Genomic DNA, 18,231 nt, shown 5'->3' with positions numbered 1-18,231 from the left:
ACTTAACTGATCGAAAGCAGTCTTTGCGTGGTATAGTTTTGCGGACGGCTCATTGATGAAGGAAGAATATTTGCCCACTATCAATAACAGCCCCCTCACCCGAAAGCTCTCAAACTTCGTCTCTCTGACTGAGGTTGAACTTGCGGTATTAGCGCGCCTGCACAAGCGTCGCAGGACCTTTGAAGCGGGACGTGACCTTGTGCATCAAGGGCAATCAGAGCAGGCTGCCTACGTTCTGTCCTCGGGCTGGGTTTGTTCCTACAAAACCCAGACAGACGGTTCGCGTCAGATCGTCGACTTCCAAGTACCGGGTGACTTTCTGGGCTTGCGGAGCGTTCTGCTGCACACCTCGGATCACAGCATAGAACCAATCATGGAAATCCAAGCCATTGAGGTAGTAGTGGATGATCTCCTGGAAGCATTTGCGCAAACGCCCCGGCTGGCGACAGCAATCCTTTGGGCGGTCTCTAGAGATGAAGCGATGGTGGTTGAGCACCTGGTCAACATAGGACGGCGAGATGCGAGTGAGCGCATGGCGCATTTTCTTTTGGAACTTGGTGTGAGGCTGACTCAGGTCGGGATGGCAACCAAGATGGGATATACCTGCCCACTGACACAATACCATCTTGCCGATGCGCTGGGACTGAGTGCTGTACATGTTAATCGTGTCCTACGGCAACTGCGGGAGAAGGGGCTGGTTACTTTTCAATCCGGGCAAGTGGCATTTGATGATTATGACGGACTGGTGACGTTGGCCGGTTTTGACCCCACTTATCTGGATCAGGTCGGGCCACTGTTGAAACAATAGGTTCACCCCTTCGGCGATGCCGGGATTTTGACGATAGTTGCCTGGTTAGAGACGGAAGTCGCTTCGGCAGATTTGGGATTTCACTGAAAAAGAAGCGCAAGATAAATACAGTCCGATTGCGGTACTGGATTTCCTGCGCTTCTCAAATACTCGTTAAGAACACGCCAGCAAATATCCCGCCAACACACATCACGTTGCCGGAATCCAAACATCGTTGCACTGACGCAGGTTAGTCAATTTTTGGCAGTACCTGATCCTCGGGCACCAAATGCATTTGAGATTCCAATAAAATCTCAGGTCATTGGCCGCAGACTAACATCGATCAGCGCGCGTCTGCCATTTGCACATTATTCTAAATTACAACGCCAGTACTACCGCGGCGCTTACGAGCGTGTACCGCGGCAGACTGCGCGGGGAAGATCCAACAAACTATATGGAGGACCAAGGTGAGCACGAGATCGTCCAGTTCTTTGGTGACGTTTTCAAATCCGTTCTCTTTGTCCGGCTACCCGGATGAACTTCCTGCAGGCAAGTATGAAGTAGTTGTTGAAGAAGAACTACTACAGGGCCTGAGTTTCGAAGCATATCGAAGAACCGGAACCTACCTGACCGTTCAGGGCAAGGACAGCAAGCCAGGCCGCACAGAAATGCGCCCAATTGACCCAGAAGATTTTGAACTGGCGCTCAAGCACGACCAGACCTTGGCTACATCTAACAATGACAGCGATGCGGCGCTTTCCCCGCAGGAGGAATAGATTATGAACACGCCCGAATGGCTTAAACCCGGAATCTACGGCGCCCTGATCGGAGGGGTTTTCGTAGGCGTAGTTGGATTTTCTTGGGGTGGATGGATGACCGGCAGTAACGCGGACAAGATGGCCAACGCCGTGTCCCGCGACAATGTAATCGCTGCGTTGGTTCCGATCTGCGTCGACATGGCGAGAACTGACACCCAACGCGCCGAAAAAATAACAACGATCAAAGAAGCTTCTTCTTTCAAGCGAAAGGATGCCGTTATGGCAGCCGGCTGGGCAACGGTACCGGGATCCCAAACCCCCAACAAAGATCTGGCACAGGCCTGCATTGAGGGGCTGAACCTGGATGGATCGTAACTCAATCACTCAACATTCGGACAACGCCGTTTGCACCAGGACAAATCGAAAAAATCAGCACTGGTTTTACTCTCACTTTATGACGGCGCTGTTTGTTGGCGTTTTCAGCTGCTTGGCGGGCTCCTTTATCTCATCAAATCCCGCATCGGCCGAAACAAATTCGATCCCGGATAATGCGCATCCCAAAAAATATGGCGACGGTTGGGAATGCGATTTGTCCTATCGGTTGGAAGGCGAAGAATGCGTTGCCATTGTCGTGCCGGGAAATGCCTACCCCACAAACAGAACCTACGGCTCAGGGTGGGCATGTATGCACGGCTTTGTTGAAGTTGGCGGCACCTCATGCACTGAAGTGATTGTGCCTGAAGGTGGATATCTCGATCCATCAGGTGAGAGGTGGCGGTGCCTGCGTGGATACACAAGAGTAGACGATAGCTGCCAGAAAATCGTGGTGCCGGATAATGCTTACCTGACGAATAGCACTTATGGATCTGCATGGCGTTGCAACCGTGGCTACGAAAAAGACGGAGAAGCATGCGTGGCAGTAGCGGTGCCGGAAAACGGTTTTCTGAACGCATCAACCAGCGGGCGTCCCTGGACGTGCGAGCGTGGGTATTTTGAGCGCGACGGACGGTGCGATGCCGTGTTTGTGCCTGAAAATGCTTTCTACGATGACGCGATCCATGGAGTTGGATGGAAATGCGAACGTGGCTACGAGGCGTCCGGTGATCGCTGCAATGCAATCGAGCTACCGGCAAATGCCCATATCGACCGATCCGGCAATGGGTGGCAATGCCACAAAAACTATCATCGATCAGAAGGGCTGTGTGTTCTGAACCAGTGAGAATTCAGACAGAAAGCCCACTTTCCCAAACTTCACAATTTTTGCCCGTCCTTACCAAGGACGCGCGTTTCACACTCTAAAAAGGAACAAATATGAAACCCGTACCCATTGCGTCGGATGCCAAGCAGTTCATTGCCAGCGATGCGCAAAAGCTGGCGCCTGAACAAGCAGTTTTTCCAGAGCTTCACCGCAAGACACTCGTGACAGATACACCGACTGCAATTGTGTATTGCGAAGGAAACTTCGCAAAGATCGATGGCAAGACGGCTAATGGTCTGGTTCGACATTCACAGGCCTATCGCGTTCTTTCGGTGATCGACAGCACGTATGGCGGTTGTGACAGTGGCAAAGTGCTTGATAATTTCGCAAATCAGGTTCCCATCTTCGATGATCTTGATGCCGCCGTCGCTAATGAAGCTACGATCCCCGACACTTTTATTTACGGAATGGCGCCGGCCAGCGGCAGAATGTCCCTTGAGGATCGCGAAGTTGTTGTGGATGCGATAACGCTCGGAATGAACATCGTGAGTGGACTGCATGAATTTCTTAGTGATGATAAAGAGCTCGCCGGATTTGCCAAAATTCACGATGTCACGATACGCGACATTCGCAAGCCGCGGCCCAATCCCGACCTGCGCCTGTTAGATGGCAGTATTGGAGACGTCCAGGCGATCCGCATCGCGGTGTTCGGCACCGATTGTGCAATTGGAAAGCGTACAACCGCGACAATCCTGACATGTGCCCTTAACGCGCATGGGATCAAAACAGTTTTGGTCGGTACCGGCCAGACAGGATTGATGCAGGGCGCCAAGTATGGTGTCGCGATGGATTCGGTGCCGCCGCAATTTTGCTGTGGCGAGCTTGAGCGCGCTGTTGTTGCAGCATCTGAAGATGAACACCCGGATGTCATAGTGATCGAGGGCCAGGGCGCGCTAAGCCATCCGGCCTTTTGCACATCAGCATTCATTCTGCGAGGCAGTCAGCCACATGCAGTTATTCTTCAACACGCGCCTAAACGAAAACGTCGATGTGATTTCCCCAACATGACTATGCCCGACCCTTGCGATGAAATCACCCTGATCGAGGCTTTTGCGAACACAGAGGTAATTGGCATGACGATCAACCATGAAGGAATGAATGATGTTGAGATTTCAAAGGCCATCACAGATTATAACTGCAAATTGTACCTCCCGGTCACTGACGCTCTGAACCGTCCTTCATCAAACTTGGTGAACATGGTTCTTTCTGCCTTTCCGCGTTTGCAGCACGTACCTGTAACGACGATTGAATGAGCAAGCTGCGTATCGACATTGATCTGAGCAAAATTCTTTACAACACACGGTTCCTTGTCGATCGCCTTAGACCCCGTGGAATTACGGTTACAGGCGTGACAAAAGCCGTGTGCGGTCACCCTAAGATTGCGAATGCTATGCTTGAAGGCGGCGCGACAGGGCTGGCGGACGCGCGGATCAGCAATATCATGCGTATGCGCGATGCTGGAATCTCGTGCTCCATATCCTTGATCCGAACACCCATGCTGAGCCAGGTCGCGCAAGTTGTTGATTACTGCGATGTAAGCTTCAACACAGAGATGGACATTATCGCAAGCCTGGCCATGAGTGCGCTGGGAAAGAACATTACTCACAACATTATCCTGATGGTGGAAATGGGGGATATGCGGGAAGGAATCCCGCCTGAACACCTTGAAAGCACTGTGTTTCAAATTCTTAGAATGGAAGGTATTTCTCTGAAGGGGATTGGCGCAAATTTTGCCTGTCTGGGTCATGTGGCACCCTCTGCAGAAGCAATGGCATTGCTTTCGTCGCTTGCCATCGACACCGAGCGCGCGTTTGGACCCGCTCTTGAAACAGTGTCAGGCGGCGGCTCCGCCAGTTTGCCATGGGCGCTTGGCAAGGGTGCGACCGGAAAGATCAACAACCTGCGTCTGGGTGAGGCTATCCTGTTGGGTACCGATCCCGTATCGGGGCACGCGATCGGCGGGCTTTACACAGATGCTTTTACGCTTTGGGCGGAAGTGGTCGAAACGAAAGCCAAATCAAATCCAAATCCCTTGCAAATGAATTATCCTATACCTTCAATGCAGTGTGTGACTTTAGACAGTCCTTCGAATACTCGGTCGATCCTTGCGATTGGACTCCAGGACACCGATGCGGCGGGTCTAATATTCCCTGCTGGCGTCACGTTCGTCGGAGCCACCAGTGATCATATCGTTGTTGAAAACACCAGTTGTCTGCTTCGCCCTGGTGGCGAGGTGAAGCTGAAATTGAACTATAGCGCGCTCTCGCGCGGCATGGCTGCACCCGATGTAGCAAAAGTCTTCCATGGTGATGGCGCATTGGTTGACTGCACCGCAGCGAACACTGATCGCCCATATTCGAAGCGAAAGTAGCGCGCCAGGGTTGCCGCCGCCTCGGTTCTGCTTCAGCCACCCGTCTTATTCTACGGCTTTACGTAGTAAATTGGGCCACCAATACCTATATTGGTGGTATCCGCATTCACTTTTCACACCCCATCTGGGCTCGTGGGTGGTGCGGACAATCAAAGGATCAAAATGATGTCTTTCAAGGACTTGACGACCAGAGCGGCTGCCGCACTGAAGGAAAACGATGCGGACGCGCCGAAAAAAGAAGTTACGTCTGAAGCGCCTGACACCGTCCCCGAAAAACCAAAGCCGAAACCTCAAAGTTCATAATACCCTGCCGGGAGAGGGTGGCTTGTTTTTGTCTGCATCTCCGAGCGCTATCAGCAAAGGAGAACTACCCAATTGAACCAGATAACCAGCAAGACAATCGCAGTCTTTTCCAGGCCGTTTACTTTCCCTGGCTTTGACGAATTACTCCCGGCGGGCGAATACGACATAGAAACTGAGCTTTCCGCACCACCAGATTATTTGGATCCAGAAGCCTGGAAAGCATCAGTGCTAATCTCTCTGCATCCACGGAAATCTCACCCCGGTCTGGCGCGAACCTTGACCGTTTCTCTTGCTGATTTGGACAGAGCACGCGCAATAGATAAATTGTCTGCGAAAGAGTTGTCACAATTCTTGCTCGACCAACTTTTGGCCGATCCGATGGTGCAACTGATCATGGAAGCGGATGGTGTGTCTGAGACTCAACTTCGGCACCTCTACTCGGAGTCGCTCATTTCTGAGGCAGACGACGGATCATCAGATCAACGAGCCATACCACGAGGATGCGCAAGCGGTTCTCGGTATGCTTTCGCTGTCCAAGCTGCTGAGAACGAAGGAATGCCAGTTCGTCCTATTAAAACCCCTCGGATTACAGGCCGTCCCATCGGACAGTCTGAACCAGGCAGCTCCTTCAATCTCAAGGCTTAGGGCTCGGAACTTTCTTTTCCAGTCGCTGTATAAACCAAAACAGAAATCGAGGCTAAGAACTGATGGAAGACTCCGACAACGAAGCAGATACGATCATGGCTCGCGCCCACAATGACGTGCCGCAAGAACGCCCGTGTCTTCGTTGCAGAACGCCATTCTGGAGCGAAGGGTTCGGAGAGCGGATTTGTCGACGCTGCAAGGGGTTGAGCGCGTGGCGAAATGGCGTATCAGTAAGCCCTGGGTTAGCTCGGCGTCGCTGATAACCTGACGCCGGTCTTACCAGCTTTTCTGATCATATCTCATTTTATCTTATTGGTGCTGACCCGGGCCTTTTAACGTGGAACCCGATCGGTAATCGGTGCTGAAGACGAAGCGTACGCGCGGTTTGGACTCGAACCGTTCTTATGCGTAGTGATATGGGCTCAAGCCGCCTAATGCACACACTTAAACCATGCCAGTATTCATAATCGGACAGCAGGCATTCACGCCGCTTGTACTATTCGGTGGTCAGCGCGGTGCTGTTGCTTGGGTGCGGAGGGTGGATCGGAGTGCAAAATATGCCAAGAGTCCAACTACCTGCAGTCACCCCAAAACCCAGAGCTTGGAACAAGGGGCGGATCATCGGTCAGAAACGACCGCTACTCCCAAAACAGGTCTGGGCGATCCGTGCCCGGCTCGAACTTTCTGGAAATCTGCGTGATCTCACAATGTTCAACGTCGCGATTGATAGCAAGCTACGCGGCTGCGATCTGGTCAAACTCGCTGTGACCGATCTTGTCAAAGACGATCGCGTCCGTGAGCGTGTTTCGGTGATCCAGAGCAAAACCAAGCAATCTGTTCAATTCGAACTGACGGAAAACACGCGAGAAACTGTATTGGTATGGGTAAAATCACCGGAAATGTTTGCTAGCCGGTTCATGTTTCCAAGCCGATTCCATGATCGACCACACATCTCGACGCGCCAGTATGGCAGGCTGGTTCGAGACTGGGTGACCGCAATCGGATTGGAACCGAGCGGATATGGCACGCATTCGCTTCGCCGAACCAAAGTAGCTGAGATCTACCGCAAGACAGGAAATCTCCGCGCGGTCCAACTTCTGCTTGGGCACACAAAGGTCGATAGCACCGTGCGATACCTGGGCGTTGAATTGGAAGACGCGCTAAGCATTGCAGAGCGCATAGACATCTGAGACAGTTTGGCGAGCGGCGCTGTCGGTCGCCAATCCATAGTGGTTCTAGTTCTTTTACGCAGGAGTGGGACGTAGCGTGCCCTGAGCGGAAGTGTCAAAATCTTGTTGCGTACGCTCGCAGCACAGTTTTCTCGGCTCAGGCGCAATTTACAGGGTGCGGGACCGAGCGGCCATTTGATCACGCTGCGAGTACTTGTGCAGAAGCGGCGCGAAAATCGCTGCGTTGCAGCCAATGTTATCAGGCCAGTCATTCATAGTCACGGGGAAGCCTTGATCACATACTCCTCTTTCGCCGCACTCAGGCCAGACAATTTCTTTCGGTAGTTCACCAAGGATCTTGGTCACCGGCAGTTTCAAAAACTACCTGCCCTGGCGGTACTTGCATTGCGACAAGGGAAACTTCCTTGACTCTATTCTGGCTAAGGACCACAAAAGTGCATTGGTGAAAGTTACTCGTCGCCGCGATGCTGCCGGCTTCGATGATCCAATGGCCTTCAGAATAACTGTAGCATGTGCCCCAGCATAGGAACGGGTTTCGCTGGGGTCTTCGCTATGAGCTCGTTCCTCGCAAGCATTCGCAACTGTCACCTGACAAGCCCCAGTCATCGGGTGACCAATTAAAGAAGGCGCCGTATGAACAGCACATGGCTCATAAATTGCGTGCTTGATGCCCGATAGATCAGGTCTCAGGCTCCGCTTCATTCAGTCATTCATCGTGTTTTTGCGCCGCGTTCTTTGCCTGATCCCGACACTCTTGGTGTTGCTCTCAGGAACGCAGCTTCCTGCCCAAGTCGCAGGCAATGCCGACGGATCGGTTTGTGACGAAGGTTTCGAAAACAAGAACGGATCGTGTCAAAGAGCAAACGCACCTCAAAATGCGCATTTGACCGGCAGTTCCTATGGTCCAGTTTGGGAATGCAACCATGGATTCCAGCGTGTTGGAGATCTTTGTGAGGAAATAGCAGTTCCTAAAAACGCATATCTTGCATCGACTGGAGATCGATGGGAGTGCAATCGGCTCTTCCGACGAGTCGGAGAAAAATGCGAAGAATTGATTGCGCCTCAAAATGGGTACGTCGAAACCCGGTTTGGCGCACAGGAAGTACACTGTGACTGGGGATTTCGTAAGGAAGACCAGGATTGTGTTGCGATTAGTGTCCCGAGCAACGGCCGCCTGACTGACAAAAACAGCGCGGATGGTTGGGTGTGCCTCAGAGGTTTCAGAGAAACGGAGAGCGGTTGCGAACCGGTGGCAATTCCACAGCATGCATACCTTGCACCTGAAACCTACTCTGGATGGAAATGTGAACGTGGCTTTCGCTCAAACCAGGACAGGTGCGTTGCGATCCTTATCCCTTCCAACGCTCATTTGAATCGAAGAGGTGATGGTTGGGAATGCAATCGGCCGTTCACACGACAGAACGATAAGTGCGCCGAAAATTTGCCGTGAAAATAGGTTGCTGGAAATCAATATCGCCTGACAAATCCGGAAGGACCAAGCCGTGAACCATAACTCGATTGACGAAAACCTGGGCAAAATGCTCAAGGCCGAAAGGGCGCATCGCTGGTCCTACAGAGCGAAGATGTTTATCGCGTTATTGGTGTTTGTTGCGGCCATAATTGTGGTGGTGTTTCTCTGATGCGCAAAAATGCCCCTCAAGTAACCCTTCCCGGTTCAAAGATGTCAGCTCGTGGTCTGGAACAAAGAGCATTTCAGGACCGCAGTGTTCGTGAGCCGCGGAACGCTGACGTAGCAGGAGTGATTGAAGAAGAATTTGGAAAGTACTTGATTAAGGCTGGCATCCTGAGCGGTAACAGCGTTGCGCGCGCATTCCCTAAGCCACCGGCTAAAACGCAGACAATGATTGCTGATGCAGTCGGTGAAACACCAGCATTGGCCATCGAAGCATTAAAAGAAATTCTCGGTGAACGAGACAGGAAACGTAGCGGTCAACGCCGTTTGGAGGGAAATTCCGGCACCCTCGTTCCCAGCGAAAGAGAATATGCCGAGGCACTGCGACAAATCAGGCTGACCCCTGCGCAGGTCACAATGCTCAAAGCACTTACAATCGCAGGCAAGGACGGTCTGACCATTGGTCACTTGTCTCAGGCAGCCGGTTACAAATCGCGCGAGGCCTCCATCAAAGTTTTCAAGAAAATCGGACTATTGATCGCAGAATACCTGGAACTAGACCTACCCGAAGCCGGATCGGTACAGAATGATGGCGCCGCTCAGGTCCTGGCATTTTCTCACATCGAAAGTGTCGATGAGCCAGCAACTTGGATTATGCATCAGGAACTGCGCGATGCTGTTCGTTCGGTTCTATGACGTACGTTCCAGCCCCCGCTTTTGTAGCGAACTCTGAACCGGAACAAATGCACGAAAGGTTACCTACGTAGCTTATGTTGGAGAAAAGACCATATCCGCTCGACCTGATCTATGTCCCTGTAAAACGGGCGAAAACGCTTGATCAACAAAAAGTCCTGACACTGGCCGAAGATATCCTGGAAAACGGCCAGAAGACCCCGATCCAGATACGCGCGGACAACAAGCGGTTCGTGCTGATTGAAGGCCTTCACCGACTAGAGGCCATTCGCGCCCTCGGCGGTGATACTGTCGACGCCTTTTTGGTGCGCGCCAGATTACACTAAACTCTTGTTGGGATTGGCGTTCGACAAAGCCTGAGAAAACGTCAGCAGGCGCTGACTTTCTTCATCCCAAAGATGCAATCGTGCGCAATGAAGGCTCTCATATAGAGTAATACGCTGGCAATTTTCCAACTCGGAATGGTCACGCAAAACCTCGTTTAGCCGATAAAACGGTATGCGGCTGGCAAGGTGGTGAACATGGTGCACACCGATATTGGCAGAGAACCACCGCAGGATGCCTGGCAGGGCGTAGTGAGAACTTCCATAGAATGCGGCGTTCTGAAGATTCCACACTTCTTCCCGCTCCCAAGTCGTGTGTTCAAACTGGTGTTGAATATAGAATAGCCAAATACCAATCGATGCGGCGACGATCATGGTTGGAAGGAATACAAAAACCAGTACATCCAGGCCTCCGGTCCAAAAAATCAGAGCCAGGACCACCGCAATCGCGGCGTTTGTTCCCATTGCACTTGCCCAATTCAGCCAGCCTGACCGCATGAAACCAAAGGGCAAGCGATTTTGAAAAAAGAACGTGTAGACCGGTACTATACAGAACAGGAAGAAGGGGTTCCGGATTAACCTGTAAGCGGCACGCCCGAACCAATTCCGTTTCAGGTATTCCTCAATGGTCAATGTAGGAATGTCACCCATACCACGCCGATCAAGGTTACCGGTTGAGGCATGGTGAATCGCATGGCTTTGCCGCCAGACGTCATAGGGTGTCAGGGCGAGAACACCCAGAACCCGGCCGGTCCAATTGCAAACGGTGCGGCTTCTAAAGAAAGATCCGTGACCACAATCATGCATGATGATGAAGATACGCACCAGAAATGCGGCGTTCAGGATGGCCAATAGAACAGTGACCCAGATACTAAGGGATAGCGCAAACCACGCTGCGCCCCATAGCGCGAAAAAGGGGATGACAGTGATTGTCAGTTCAATAACGCTACGCTTCGTATCGGGCACACGGTATTGCGCGAGCGCCCGGGTCAATTCCTGCTGTTGCAACTGACTTGTTCTCCAAGGGCTTTTAGCAGCCCATTGTGCAAACGTGCACCCCATAAGGGTGCCCGTAAAAGGTCAGGCCAGTGCCAGATTGGCGGCGCTGTCGCGCCCGTCACGGCCAGCTTCGACGTCAAAAGTGACCTTCTGGCCGTCCTTCAATTCGCTGATGCCGGAACGCTCAAGTGCTGAGATATGCACGAACACATCGCGCTTGCCATCTTCAGGTTCGATAAAGCCAAAACCTTTGGTCGAGTTGAACCATTTTACTGTGCCATTTGCCATGGTGGAAGTCTCCTAATACTTGCCGCCCGCATTATTGCGGCGACTCGGCGTGGTCGGTCTGAATCGAAAGACTGAACGCCGAGTTTGGGAGACAGCAGGTCGAAAAAGAAAAACGTAAGCCCTGTGTATATGGACTTCGAGTACACACGATACAAGCCTTGATACAACGGAAAGCAACAGAAGATCTAAGTCTGCCCAGCCCAATTTGGGACAAAGATAAGCAGAACCATTGCTCTGTGGTTCGGAAATCAGAGGTCGGCTTCCGATAAAACCTGCCGAATGCGTATGCAGCAAATTGATTGCTCAGGCACGGCAGGTAGGGCTCACTGTCCGAAATCGCCGCGTGCTTCAAGAACACCGCGGCAAGGCACAAATGTTCATTGAGTGATTGAAACATTGCTAAATCAACGAGTTGACCTCTCTAACGAACGGTAGATTCTGCGCGGCCCGAATCTTGGGTCATGCTGCGTTGGCATAGGGCGACTGCGAGCCTCAAAGTGCCATTAGTAGGTCCGTATCTGCGCAAGCATCGGGCAAGAAACGTTCCCGATGTTACAGTTGGCCGTAAGTTCATTCAGGGCGGCCTCCAATCGCTTAAGTTCGATTATCTTCATACGCACATTGGAGATATGAAGCTCGGCCAGTTCCTTAACGGATTGGCAATCCTCGCTATCACCTTCGGATAGGTTGAGAAGCACCTTTGCATCGGCAAGCGAAAAACCCATGTCTCGGCACTTCCTTAGAAAACGAAGCCGTCCAACATCGTGCGCGGAGTACATGCGTCGATTATTCGATGCCCTTTCTGGTTTCGGCACGATCCCTTCGCGTTCGTAGTAGCGGATAGTATCAATTCCGACACCGCTTTGCCGGGATGCCTCCCCAATCGCAAACATGTGCGATTTCCTGTCTTGATCCTGTAGTGGCTACAGAAGTTAAACGAGAGGTTGTTGTCTCTACAACTCCGCGCGACGTAGTCCATCAGGGAAACAGAATGCAGAAGTACCTTAGCCTCAGCTATTTGGGATCGCTATCAGCGCTTGGCGTCGCGACTTGCTGCGTTTTGCCCATGACGATGATGTTACTGGGGCTGGGTGGCGGTTGGTTGGCAATCTTTGGGAAGGTTGCCGCAGCGAGTTACTATGTGCTGACGATGTCAACGGCGCTCGTCGTGATATCATGGATGGTATCTTATCGGCGCGGTTCCTTGCCGACGTTGAAATGGTGGCTTGCAGGAACGACTCTAATCACCGGCGTGGGTTGGGTCGTTGTGTTTAACGAGGCATGGATTAACGATTACCTGATCATGCAGATGTGAGACTATGACAAAACAAACTGTAGTCCTAGAAAGCACCCTGATTTGCCCGAAGTGCGGCCACAGTGAAACCGAGCAAATGCCAACGGATGCTTGCCAGTGGTTCTATGAATGCAAGTCGTGCAAAACAGTTTTGAAGCCGTTGGAAGGCGACTGTTGTGTTTACTGTTCATATGCCACGGTCCCGTGTCCACCAATTCAGCTAGGCGATAGCTGTTGCGGATGAAGTGAAGGACGGTTTTGTTGAGCGAACTGTGAGCCGCCCCCGCGAGCATCGCTGCTATTTGCATGAATGACAGTTTTTTCCGCTGCTTGGCCGCACAAGGTATTCGGCAGTTGCAGTGTCGTTACTGCTGCAAGCGCATGCAGCAATAAAATCCAGGGTACAGGTTGGGCTCAGTGCGGTCATTCGGCCAAATTCAATGAACGACTGCTACGCGGACTGTGCTGACATTCCCTCTGTGCCGACGAGTGTCCGCTTTGGCGATCATTGCCTTGAATGTAAAGCTGCCAAAAGGGTCGATTTTCGGAGGAAATGGCGAATTGGACGGTTTCGGACCGGATTATGGGCAATATTCAGCGGCTTTTTCATCCGCAAGCGGCCTACTGTTCAACAGGCGGTTCATTTCGTTCCCATAGAGGCACGCATTCCGCGTGAAAAGGGATGGTTGCTCGTTGCCAAGGCGCATTACGATTTTCGGCTTCTGCAGCCATTCCTGGGCTTGCAAAAAGCCTGATGTGAACACCGTCACCATCGTCAAAGAAGTACCAATATGAAGAGATTTCTCCATCAAGGTTTCGGATGCGTTGGTATGACCCTTCCCCGATACGCTCGAAACGTACCGGCTTACCTTCACCTGCTACGTACTCGCGAATGGCTACATCGCCGTAGAAATCCCACGTGACGGGTCCAAGTGCTCGCTGCTGTAAGCAGGTAAGTCCTGTCAAATCAACGGGTTCTGCAACTGCTACAGAAAGCGTCAGTGATGTTCCAACAGTGAGGCACGCAGCGAAGAGTTGTTTCATTCGCATACCTAAACAAAACATCAAAAAACGCGCAATGGGAAAACAAGAGGCTCTCTGCCTTCGATTGGACAACCTAATTGTTCATCAGTATTGCTAATGGTTTAAGCGGTCGTTCCGACAACTCGCAGCAATTTCAACTAAGGGCTCATAGCAGCCATTCCTCCAACGCAGAAACCTGCCCATTCAAGGGGCGGCCTCTCGGGTGTCTGTACCTAGTGTCGTTTAAGACGTTCACGTAGCCCAGTAGTCTTACTGCGTCCTCTCGGATCGGCCTGTCGAACTAATCGCCGATAACGCAGTCCTGCCGCACAGAGATATAGGGTGCCAAGAACTAATTTGGGAAGTGTGGTACAATGAAACCACGCCCACAGAGGCCTCATGGGCGTATCCCGCCGTTTCACAAATGACAGAGAGTGAGGGCGGGCGAGGGGCTGGACTAGGGGGGTCTTGGCCAGCCCCTCTCTCTAGGGGGTGAGTGGCATTCTTTTAACGCAAGAAGCTCACACGGCGTGAAATCAAGGGAACAAGAAGCAAAGTACATTGTTTCCACTTTAGAAACAAATTGTTTTTCATATATTATAATGCATTAGGTCAAAACTAGGATTCAGTGGCTAAACAAATACGGTATCGAGCCGCCAAAACGTGGTTGTGACCACAACCGAAACCGCCAGGTCAGGCGAATAAACGCTGAGATGAATCCTGCGCTGCTAGCAGGGAACACAATTCAGTAGCGCGGGCTATGTAACCTTATGAAACAAAGAGTCATCTGCGAATTGGGACGTATTCTTTCTGTTATTGCTTAAAGCCTGATTACCCATGCTCTACCACCAAAGGTGGCTCCTTCGGAAATGACCGAATATCAAACCACTTGAAGCACGTCCCGTCAGCGTTGCGCGCGACTCCCATGTGTAGCTGTGACCCAGTTGTTCGGTGCCGGATCAGCGCTGCTCTGAACGCCCGTAGGTCAATTAGCCACCAATTCACAATCCATAGCAGCCCATAAGAACGCTTGCGGTGTGCAGTGCTTCGTGTGCGGAAAAGTCGCTCATATCGGGTCTCCTCAAAAAAAGAGGCCCGGATATCACGCAAGCCAGTTTAAAGCCAAGTGCAATCCATGATTGTGACGCACTTCACTGACGACTTCACCTGATCCGGCAATACTGAAGACATAGATGAGTTCGCGCTCAAGCGTATTTCAGAGCGCAGTTTTTTCATTATTCTCCCCGTGGTCTGGGCGCGCTTGAAGTTGGCGCGCCCAATTTTGAGACCTGACTTTAACTTGCCGCATCTATTAAGGCGGCTGTGTCGTAATACTCGAAGAACTCAACCATTTTTCCGTCGCGAAATCTGGTGACGTCAACTTTGCGAGTGTCTGCAATCTTGCCAGTAGCTTTGTTGGTCCAAGCAGTACTGCCCACAGCAATGACAAAGTCCCCCTCCGCAATATAGTGATCGACCGTATAGTGTATCATTTCCCACTCATTGGTTAGATCCCTGAGATAACCAAGCATCTCCTTTTTGTTGTTGCGCGGAGCGGTGAAACGAACCGGAGCAACGCCTTGGGCGAGCGATCCGAAAGATATGTTTTCTGAAGAGATGTCCAACCAGTGTTGAACGCTGCCACCTTTGGTTTCATGCCATAGCTGATATGCTTCGCTAAGAATTGCTTTGTTGTTTTGTTCGGTTGCCATATTAATCTCTCCTATTCAAATCCAGTTGACTTGGCTGGGCGTAAAGCCACGGTGCGCACCTGTATTTCCCAAACTCTTTGCAGTAATTCTTGCAGTGGAACGCACCCATTATACACGGGCGTCAACTGGCTTTGATCCGACCGCACCAGAATGCACTTTGTGGTTTTGGTATCCAATTGTACAAAAGTGACGAGTTTAGCTTGGGTGGGGGCCATTATTTCCCGCTAGAAAATGGTGGTACAAGAAAGGTCTTAGACCGAGCTGACAGAAGCTGCCTGTACTTCAAGCACCTCCTAACCGTGCACCTGCCAGAATCGCGCAAACTCCGGTATGGAGTCCCGTATTGATTTCTTCTTTGAGGTATTGCCATGACCATTGTTCGCACCCAGTCCGAGTACCATTTCGCACTCCGGGAGATTGAATACTTGTGAGAATCTCAACCGGATACGAATGAGGGCAAGATACTTGACGAATATCTGTCGGCAGTCGATCAATACGAACAGCTTTCTAACGCGGCACCTGAAATGCAGAGTACTGCTTGAAATCATAGACGACAGTCGCTGTTCGTTCTGCCCGCCGCTTTGGGAGAAAAGATATGAACCGGAACTACATGATAATTGCTGCCGCGATTGTTGTTGTCTTGGCTATCTTCATGATGAGGTCAGGCGGCGAGGATGGGGCTAGCGAAGAAACCGCACCGGTTGCTGATACGGAAACCGAGCCCGCTGCAACAGAGTAAGCGCTTTTAGCTCACTTCTACCAAGGTGCGTGAAAGGTCCGGCTATCCCGCATTGAGGAAAGGATTGTCTCTTTCGCCCTACTTTAGTCGTCGTCAACGATACTTATCCTTCGATGACCTCACCTTCGGGAAAGCAGGAATTGTCGATGACCTGAAAACGTTGCACTTTGTAGCGCCCGACCCAAGCTATACCTGAGACAAGACCTTTAACGACGCGAACGTTAATCGTTCTTGTTTCATTAAGCATTTTTCGCACTTTATCAAAAGACTCCTTGAAAAGCGCATCGCAAGCAAGTTTGAAATCAAACTGTTCAAAGGGAACTTTGGTTTCACCTCGTCGACCAAAGGTAAAAGTTACCTCGTCTCCAGATTTCCCATACTGAATGGGCGACCAGCCAGTCAGCGGTCCTGGGTAACTCCAGTCGAAAATCTTTTGTTTATCAAAGGCGCGACATGAACCATTTTGGACTTGCACTGGAAATATATCGGTTGATGCACCGTCTTCTACGTCAAAGAACCTAAATCCCAGGCGGTAAATGTCGCCGCGAGTGACCCCAATAGGCGGGTCTGGCAACTTTGTCAGAACAGAGCCACAAAGTGAACGAAGCAACTCTCCAGTAACAGTGAAGGCAACTTTATCTGACCCTCTGATCCGTTCGGGGTTAACTTTCATGTCCAGCGCATACTCGTCGAACATGATTGACCACGTCGGATCTATGCTCTGCCATGTTAGGTCGCCGCTGGTGTACTTTGGTCCTGCTTTCCCATGTGTCTGGTTGGCCATTAAGTAAGGTTTGCCAAATATCACTAACAGAACTAGTGCTCCCCAGATCAAAAGTAACCCAACGGGGAATTTCCTTTTAGGTGGCGGTCTCCGTGGAATAAGCGTGGACTGCACTCCGATTCCAGTGCGGTCGGGGCCAAATGAACTATTGTCTGATGACACGTGTCAAATTGCTCCGTATGCCCGTTAAACGCGGCAGGGCATCTTCTATATTCTTAGTTTACTCAACTAATCTAAGAAACTCACAATGCCGACACAATCGAGAACCGCAGAAAGTGTTCGTTTTATCATCGTTTACGCGCAGCCACCTTGCGGCAGCCTTCTTTGCAAAACTTGGCGTCGATCCGCTTCCACTCAGGCATGAGGTTCCCACAGTATTCACAGTGCCAGCCCTTCGAATAGTTTTGTGCCAGTTTGCCTGCCCGCTGCGCGATCCGGTGGGCATTTTGCCAAGGGTAGGACGTGAAGTTCACCCGCACGTAAGGCGGGTTGAGTTCTTCAATTCAGATTTTCGCATTCTCTCGGCCCGTTATTGCTGCCGCAGTGGTACCCGCTCCTCCCGCACCACCCGCAATCCAGAATTATCCTTAGATTCTCTGCTGTATCAAAGGCGTTGACGTAGCAGACTTTGCTGATTTGCCACCTACTCCGTCAGGGTTAGGCGCTTCCACCCGAGCCAAGCCTTTGAGCAACTCCCCTGCAACTGCCGCTTACCATCCGTTAACCAACCCAGCGCCATTGTCTGCTAATCAAGGCATGAGACAGGCCCGGCTAAACGCTGAGCGGTTGTTTGTCTAACGTGATCTTCGAAAGGACGTTGGACACCTTGTGCCTTATGTGGCGGACGGGGAAGCAATCGGCAGAGGTCCTACACGCACTCTTGAACACCAAGGCTGATTAGATATGCGCCGGATATGTACAGATATTCATCCGGACCGGCATATCGTGCCTCGGACATGAACCAGTTTCTGATCTGGTGCGGGTAATAATTGGAAAGAGAGGCACTTTGTTTGTCGAATTCCTCGGCGGTCATCTTGGTCCGGTTCACCCGGTAAGGGCCATGGAACCCGAATAGCGTTTGAGATGACACGCATACATCATCTGCGCCCAAAAGCATGGTGCAGCTGGAGTTACAGTAGTCCCCGACGATCTGAATACGCGCATTGGTCCTGTTGGCGATTTCAATTTGGACCTTACGATCCAGAATCCGCCCGCCCGGATCATTGACAACCTGTATTTCTTTCGACGCCAATGGCGCGCTCATCGAAATGAGCGCTGCCAACGCTGCGATTAAGCCTCTCATCTGCTCGTCTGCTCAAAGGTAGTCTTTTGATTTTTTTCACCTGTAGCAGGAAAATCGGAAGGTCGGTAGACAGCGTTGATGCACAGGCGCGCGGGGCGGCAACGAGGACACACTCGTAGCCGAGTTAA

20 protein-coding genes are annotated in these 18,231 nt (G+C 51.4%); 13 read left to right on the top strand and 7 right to left on the bottom strand.

The annotated features are described in order from the left end of the window. Positions 1-55 precede the first annotated feature (55 nt). The 10 genes from ACR0DT_RS12990 to ACR0DT_RS12945 all read left to right on the top strand — a co-directional run bounded on the left by ACR0DT_RS12990 (position 56) and on the right by ACR0DT_RS12945 (position 9,964). A complete protein-coding gene (locus tag ACR0DT_RS12990; protein ID WP_170545368.1) occupies positions 56-808 on the top strand; it encodes a Crp/Fnr family transcriptional regulator in 753 nt (250 codons plus the stop codon). Between the two features lie 446 nt (positions 809-1,254). After that, positions 1,255-1,563, top strand: coding sequence for a hypothetical protein (locus ACR0DT_RS12985; protein WP_170720327.1), 309 nt, complete (start codon positions 1,255-1,257; stop codon positions 1,561-1,563). A gap of 3 nt (positions 1,564-1,566) precedes the next feature. Continuing rightward, positions 1,567-1,920 carry a hypothetical protein gene (locus ACR0DT_RS12980; RefSeq protein ID WP_480711153.1) on the top strand — a complete coding sequence of 118 codons (354 nt, stop codon included), beginning with the start codon at positions 1,567-1,569 and terminating at the stop codon, positions 1,918-1,920. After that, positions 1,910-2,764: a hypothetical protein gene (locus ACR0DT_RS12975; protein WP_480711152.1), complete on the top strand. Its 855-nt coding sequence runs from the start codon at positions 1,910-1,912 to the stop codon at positions 2,762-2,764. Before ACR0DT_RS12980 ends, ACR0DT_RS12975 begins: the two co-directional genes overlap by 11 nt. A gap of 92 nt (positions 2,765-2,856) precedes the next feature. Continuing rightward, positions 2,857-4,056 (top strand): N-acetyltransferase DgcN family protein, encoded by a 1,200-nt coding sequence (locus ACR0DT_RS12970; protein WP_480468809.1) that lies wholly within the window; start codon positions 2,857-2,859, stop codon positions 4,054-4,056. Beyond that, complete coding sequence (locus ACR0DT_RS12965) at positions 4,053-5,174, top strand: alanine/ornithine racemase family PLP-dependent enzyme (protein ID WP_480711151.1); 1,122 nt, start codon at positions 4,053-4,055, stop codon at positions 5,172-5,174. The genes ACR0DT_RS12970 and ACR0DT_RS12965 overlap by 4 nt, the downstream gene beginning before the upstream one ends. Positions 5,175-5,549: 375 nt before the next feature. Continuing rightward, a complete protein-coding gene (locus ACR0DT_RS12960; protein WP_170720314.1) occupies positions 5,550-6,122 on the top strand; it encodes a hypothetical protein in 573 nt (190 codons plus the stop codon). 557 nt (positions 6,123-6,679) lie between these two features. Continuing rightward, entirely contained in the window at positions 6,680-7,312 is a 633-nt protein-coding gene (locus ACR0DT_RS12955; protein WP_480711150.1) for a tyrosine-type recombinase/integrase, read from the top strand. Positions 7,313-8,951: 1,639 nt separating this feature from the next. Next, on the top strand, positions 8,952-9,641 hold the full coding sequence (locus tag ACR0DT_RS12950) for a hypothetical protein (RefSeq protein WP_170485440.1): 690 nt from the start codon (positions 8,952-8,954) through the stop codon (positions 9,639-9,641). 74 nt (positions 9,642-9,715) lie between these two features. Further along, entirely contained in the window at positions 9,716-9,964 is a 249-nt protein-coding gene (locus tag ACR0DT_RS12945) for a ParB N-terminal domain-containing protein (RefSeq protein ID WP_480711149.1), read from the top strand. Here the strand turns inward: ACR0DT_RS12945 and ACR0DT_RS12940 are convergent. The 3 genes from ACR0DT_RS12940 to ACR0DT_RS12930 all read right to left on the bottom strand — a co-directional run bounded on the left by ACR0DT_RS12940 (position 9,956) and on the right by ACR0DT_RS12930 (position 12,141). Then, a complete protein-coding gene (locus ACR0DT_RS12940; RefSeq protein WP_170674489.1) occupies positions 9,956-10,969 on the bottom strand; it encodes a fatty acid desaturase in 1,014 nt (337 codons plus the stop codon). The two genes, ACR0DT_RS12945 and ACR0DT_RS12940, sit on opposite strands and share 9 nt — an antisense overlap. A gap of 72 nt (positions 10,970-11,041) precedes the next feature. Further along, positions 11,042-11,248 carry a cold-shock protein gene (locus ACR0DT_RS12935; RefSeq protein ID WP_170430361.1) on the bottom strand — a complete coding sequence of 69 codons (207 nt, stop codon included), beginning with the start codon at positions 11,246-11,248 and terminating at the stop codon, positions 11,042-11,044. 503 nt (positions 11,249-11,751) lie between these two features. Beyond that, positions 11,752-12,141 carry a MerR family transcriptional regulator gene (locus tag ACR0DT_RS12930; protein ID WP_170637988.1) on the bottom strand — a complete coding sequence of 130 codons (390 nt, stop codon included), beginning with the start codon at positions 12,139-12,141 and terminating at the stop codon, positions 11,752-11,754. A gap of 98 nt (positions 12,142-12,239) precedes the next feature. On the opposite strand from ACR0DT_RS12930, the gene ACR0DT_RS12925 reads away from it, so the two are divergent. Next, entirely contained in the window at positions 12,240-12,563 is a 324-nt protein-coding gene (locus ACR0DT_RS12925) for a hypothetical protein (RefSeq protein ID WP_170720304.1), read from the top strand. Positions 12,564-12,567: 4 nt separating this feature from the next. Next, positions 12,568-12,786, top strand: coding sequence for a GDCCVxC domain-containing (seleno)protein (locus ACR0DT_RS12920; RefSeq protein ID WP_237217120.1), 219 nt, complete (start codon positions 12,568-12,570; stop codon positions 12,784-12,786). 377 nt (positions 12,787-13,163) lie between these two features. Here ACR0DT_RS12920 and ACR0DT_RS12915 read toward each other — a convergent pair whose 3' ends face one another. Together ACR0DT_RS12915 and ACR0DT_RS12910 are read right to left on the bottom strand one after the other, a co-directional pair. After that, the gene (locus tag ACR0DT_RS12915; RefSeq protein WP_480711148.1) at positions 13,164-13,586 is read right to left on the bottom strand and encodes a hypothetical protein; all 423 of its coding nucleotides are present in this window, start codon (positions 13,584-13,586) and stop codon (positions 13,164-13,166) included. A 1,274-nt stretch (positions 13,587-14,860) separates the two neighbouring features. Beyond that, entirely contained in the window at positions 14,861-15,277 is a 417-nt protein-coding gene (locus ACR0DT_RS12910) for a nuclear transport factor 2 family protein (protein WP_480711147.1), read from the bottom strand. A gap of 595 nt (positions 15,278-15,872) precedes the next feature. On the opposite strand from ACR0DT_RS12910, the gene ACR0DT_RS12905 reads away from it, so the two are divergent. After that, positions 15,873-16,016 carry a hypothetical protein gene (locus tag ACR0DT_RS12905; protein ID WP_480711146.1) on the top strand — a complete coding sequence of 48 codons (144 nt, stop codon included), beginning with the start codon at positions 15,873-15,875 and terminating at the stop codon, positions 16,014-16,016. Between the two features lie 103 nt (positions 16,017-16,119). Here the strand turns inward: ACR0DT_RS12905 and ACR0DT_RS12900 are convergent, their stop codons facing one another. Together ACR0DT_RS12900 and ACR0DT_RS12895 are read right to left on the bottom strand one after the other, a co-directional pair. Next, positions 16,120-16,713 (bottom strand): hypothetical protein, encoded by a 594-nt coding sequence (locus ACR0DT_RS12900; protein WP_480711145.1) that lies wholly within the window; start codon positions 16,711-16,713, stop codon positions 16,120-16,122. Between the two features lie 955 nt (positions 16,714-17,668). Further along, complete coding sequence (locus ACR0DT_RS12895) at positions 17,669-18,103, bottom strand: hypothetical protein (protein WP_480711144.1); 435 nt, start codon at positions 18,101-18,103, stop codon at positions 17,669-17,671. Between the last annotated feature and the right edge of the window lie 128 nt (positions 18,104-18,231).

It is taken from the genome of Ruegeria sp. BI11, from assembly GCF_056538005.1.
The sequence above is the reverse complement of the archived record's forward strand: the minus strand, read 5'-3'. Positions and strand labels throughout refer to the sequence as shown.